The sequence below is a fragment of the Micromonospora sp. NPDC005806 genome, from assembly GCF_042871425.1.
Classification (GTDB): Bacteria; Actinomycetota; Actinomycetes; order Mycobacteriales; family Micromonosporaceae; genus Micromonospora.
Genome location: NZ_JBIAIL010000091.1, coordinates 1 through 4,071 on the forward strand (window position 1 = coordinate 1; position 4,071 = coordinate 4,071).

Consider the following 4,071-nt stretch of genomic DNA (forward strand, 5'->3'; position numbering starts at 1 on the left):
ACAAGCGCGACTACGTCTACAACGGCACCATCGAGGTCGCGTCCATCCGCATCTGGCTCCGCGACCTCACCAAAGATCTACGAGACACGGCCTAGCACGGAGCCCGATGATCAGAGGCCCATTCCCCCTGCGGCAGCGTGGTTCGCGTGCCACGATCTACCGATGGGAGGTCTGCTGGACGGGGCGACGTGACACGAGAACCAGTCCGCCGGCAACTGCGGCGACCGCGCCGGTCGTGAGTGCGGCGTCAACGTCTACATTGTCGACCAGCAGTCCGCCTCCGATCGCGCCCAAGGTGATGCCCACCTGGAACATGGTGACAGTGAGCGCTCCGACCGACTCGAGTCGATCAGGTGCAACACGCGCGACCCACGAGTTGGCGATGGTCGGGAACATTCCCCAAGCTGCACCCCAGATGGTGATCGGTACCGCGACGCTCACGACCGAGAGTCCGAGGAGAACCATCCCTGCGAGGCTCGCAGCGATCAGCAGTGGCGCGAGTGCGCCCACCAGGCGCAGATGTGTGTCGACGAGCCATCCAACGAGCATGTTGCCGAGCACACCTGCGACACCGAAGACAAACAACAGCAGTGGTACCGCCTCGCCTGTTGCGCCGGGCAACGTATCGATCGCCAAACGGATATAGGTGAAGCCGGCGAAGTGCCCGAAAGCGATGAGAACCACGGCGAACAGCGGGATAGCGACAACTGGACGACGAAGCGTCTCCATGACGACGGTGAAGCCTTGAGACGGTGCGGGCGGCACCTGAGGCAGAGCGAACCACTGCACTGCCAGTGCGATCAGGGCGAGCACCGCGGCCAGGAGGAACACGACGCGCCAGTTCAAGAGTTCACCCAGATATGCGCCGACGGGCACCGCTGCGACGGTCGCGACGGTGCCACCGAGTGTCACAAGTGTCATCGCGCGGCCGATTGTGTCCTTCGGAACGAGGACGGCGACAACGGCGAGAGCCATGCCCCAAAAACCGGCAATCGATGCGCCCAGTGCGAGGCGGGCGATTACGAGCACGATGAAGGACGGTGCGAGCGCGCTGACGACGTTCGATGCGATCGCGACCATCATCAGGATGATCAGTACGCGCTTGCGGTCAGCTCGAGGTAGCAGCGGCGCCAGAGTTGGCCCGGCGATCGCGCCCACCAGTGCGGTCGCCGTCACGATCTGCCCCATGGTTCCGGCGGAGACGTCTAGATCAGCTGACATCGGGGAGAGAAGGCTTGCGGGAAGGAACTCCGTTGTGACGAGTGCGAGGATCGCCAGGGAAAGTGACGAGACGCCCCACCACGCCCTGGTGTGCCGACCGGGAGTATCGGGCAAGAGGCGTGGGGCTGCAACGTTGGTCATGAGGTCCCTTTCAGAGGAGGTGGATCGACACCCATTGGCTGTGGCATGTGGAAGAACGACGGCGAGTCCAGAGGGCGCCGTTGTCAGGGCGCCTGGGCGCCCGCGTCGGGTATATCGACGATGGTGTCGTTGACGTTGTTGAGGTAGTTCGTGAGGGGCACTACGCCCGTGATCGTGACGATCGCCCGGGTCTCGGCGGCCGTGTAACCGACGTCGCGCGCGGCGGCGATATCTGCGTCGCTGACCTGGTCGCGCGTCTCGATCACGTGCTGCGCGAACTTAGCCACGGCTGCACGCTTCGGGTCCGGCGCGGTCGCACCCGAACGACCCACCTGAGCAGGCTCGATCTCACCCTCGCGGCATAGACAGAATTAGGCAACAGAGTCGCACACTGCTGGGGCACAGCTCGCCCTTCCGGGCCTTTCGGCGCGAAGCCGGGGAATGAGGTGAAACGCACCTGGACGCGCAAATGTACAGACACCCTACGGGCCGGTTGTATTCCTGCGGCCCCTACCTTTTGTGGACTATTAAGTCCGGAAAAGAATTCCGGAAGTGGCTGGCTGAGTGCCGTCGTTATGGTGGGTGGACTGGGGCATCGTTGCCGCCACAGTAGCACCCGCTTGACCCCAAGAGTGGACTTGACCGACCAGTTCTATCGCGACTAGGTTCGGGGCGTCCGACTGGGTGCCTCCGCTAGCGACGAACTGTCCGACTTGCCCACCGGCGCCCAGTTCTACGGACGTCGCGCCACTCCCGGGGGGCTGGGTGCTGTCAACACGAATCGCGATTCGGTGTGGAAGGAACAACTGTCATGAGTGAGAGTTTCGAGGGCCGTAAGGTCGTGGTCGTCGGCGGCAGCAGCGGCATGGGCCTCGCCACGGCCCACCAGGTGGTCGCCGGGGGTGGCACCGCCGTGATCACGGGCCGAGACCAGGACAAGGTCGGGGCCGCGGTCGAAGCCTTGTCGCAGAACGGAAAGGCATGGGGCATCACAGCCGAGCTGACCGACCGCGACCAGGTGCCCGAGGTCCGAAAGCAGCTCGCCGCCGAGCACGCCGACGCGACCCTGCTCGTCAATGCCGCGGGTTTCTTCATCCCGAAGGCGTTCAGCGAGTACGACGAAGCCTTCTACGACTCGTACAACGAACTGAACCGCGCGCTGTTCTTCATAACGCAGACCGTCGTCGCGGGCATGGTCGCCGGGGGCCGGGGCGGCGCCATCGTCAACATCGGCTCGATGTGGGCGCACCAGGGCATCGCGGCGACGCCGCACTCCGGCTACTCCGTGCAGAAGGGCGGCCTGCACTCGTTCACTAAGGCCCTCGCGATCGAGCTGGCGCCGCACAGCATCCGGGTCAACGCGGTCGCGCCCGCGGTCGTGAAGACACCCCTGTACCTGGGCTTCGTCCCAGCGGACAAGCTCGATGAGACCGTCGGCAGCTTCGACAGCTTCCACCCGCTGGGGCGGGTCGGCAGCCCGGAGGACATCGCGAATGCGGTGTCGTTCCTGCTGTCGGACAAGTCGAGCTGGATGACCGGCGCCATCGTCGATGTCGACGGCGGCATCATGGCCGGCCGCAACTGACCCTCGAAACGTAACGCCGGGATCACGCCGGCGGGGCTGCGGACGTGCCCGTACGCGTCCGCAGCCCGCGCCCGCGGGGAAACCACCAGCAAATTCGGCGAGACCGTGGCTCGGCCGACCCGCACGTGGTCGCGCTCGATGGCGAGATCAGCGACTTCACCCATGCCGACCAGTTCGCCAAGGCCTACCCCGGCCGCTACTTCGAGTGGTTCATCGGCGAGCAGCAGCTCATCGCGGCCTGCGCACTACACGGGACGACTACCCGGTCGTGTACGGCGAGACCGAGACAGTTCCGGTTGGCGGCTCGAAGGTAGTGCGGTCCGGTCCCGACGACGTTGTCACGCTGGATCGGGGCGAGCGTTACGGTGCACGAATGCGTGGCCGCGACCCGGCTGGCGGCTTTGCGGCCATGGGTGACGATCGAGAGCGGCCACGTCAGGCCCGGGTCGCGCAGCGGCACCGCGGCCGTGCCGGGCGCGGCGAGCGGCACGACGTCGGGCACTACCGCGACTCCGAGCCCGGCGGACACGTACTCCGGCAGCATCCGCAGGTCGGCCACCTCGAGGAGCACGCGCCGCGCCCCGCCGCGCCGCCTGGCGGCCCGGTCCATCGACCAAGTTCACCGCCCGGGCGACCGGCACGGCCGACAGCGTGCCGGTGGACGTCGACACCGCTGCCCCTGGCCAGCCGGACGGCCTCGGCGACGACGGTCGTCGCCGCCGTCCACGACGTACAGGGGGCGAGCTGGCATCGCCGCCCGCAGCGCTGCGGCGACCGGTTGAGACCGGCGACGAACGTCACCGGAAATCCCTTGCCCAGCCACGGTTCCCGCCCGCGACAAACTCATCGACCGAGCGACCAGCGCGGCCCGTTCGGCGTGTCCTCGACGACGCCCCCGGCCGCCGCCAGCCCCGTCCCTAGCGCGTCGGCCGTCGCGTAGTCCCTGCGCGCCCTGGCCAACTGGCGCTGCTCCAGCGTGACGTCGACGAGCTTGCCGAGCGCGTCGGGGTACTCGTCGCCGGCGCCCACCTAGTGTGCTGCGCCGCAAGTTCGCCTCATAAGTGGGTGTAGGGTGGTGGGATGCCGAGGACCGGGCGTCCCACCCCGCCGCTGGTGTTGTCCGA

Annotated in this window: 5 protein-coding genes; 1 reads left to right on the plus strand and 4 read right to left on the minus strand. The window is 66.9% G+C overall.

What is annotated here, in order from left to right:
• Positions 1–156: 156 nt before the first annotated feature.
• Together ACFYOS_RS36275 and ACFYOS_RS36280 are read right to left on the minus strand one after the other, a co-directional pair.
• Positions 157–1,362 (minus strand): MFS transporter, encoded by a 1,206-nt coding sequence (locus tag ACFYOS_RS36275; protein WP_387151843.1) that lies wholly within the window; start codon positions 1,360–1,362, stop codon positions 157–159.
• A gap of 83 nt (positions 1,363–1,445) precedes the next feature.
• Positions 1,446–1,649, minus strand: coding sequence for a hypothetical protein (locus ACFYOS_RS36280; RefSeq protein WP_387151845.1), 204 nt, complete (start codon positions 1,647–1,649; stop codon positions 1,446–1,448).
• A gap of 554 nt (positions 1,650–2,203) precedes the next feature.
• Here ACFYOS_RS36280 and ACFYOS_RS36285 point away from each other — a divergent pair.
• The gene (locus ACFYOS_RS36285) at positions 2,204–2,947 is read left to right on the plus strand and encodes an SDR family NAD(P)-dependent oxidoreductase (RefSeq protein WP_387151848.1); all 744 of its coding nucleotides are present in this window, start codon (positions 2,204–2,206) and stop codon (positions 2,945–2,947) included.
• Positions 2,948–3,143: 196 nt separating this feature from the next.
• On the opposite strand, the gene ACFYOS_RS36290 is transcribed toward ACFYOS_RS36285, so the two are convergent.
• Together ACFYOS_RS36290 and ACFYOS_RS36295 are read right to left on the minus strand one after the other, a co-directional pair.
• Positions 3,144–3,557 (minus strand): LysR substrate-binding domain-containing protein, encoded by a 414-nt coding sequence (locus ACFYOS_RS36290; protein WP_387151851.1) that lies wholly within the window; start codon positions 3,555–3,557, stop codon positions 3,144–3,146.
• Between the two features lie 233 nt (positions 3,558–3,790).
• The gene (locus ACFYOS_RS36295) at positions 3,791–3,976 is read right to left on the minus strand and encodes a hypothetical protein (protein WP_387151853.1); all 186 of its coding nucleotides are present in this window, start codon (positions 3,974–3,976) and stop codon (positions 3,791–3,793) included.
• Positions 3,977–4,071 lie beyond the last annotated feature (95 nt).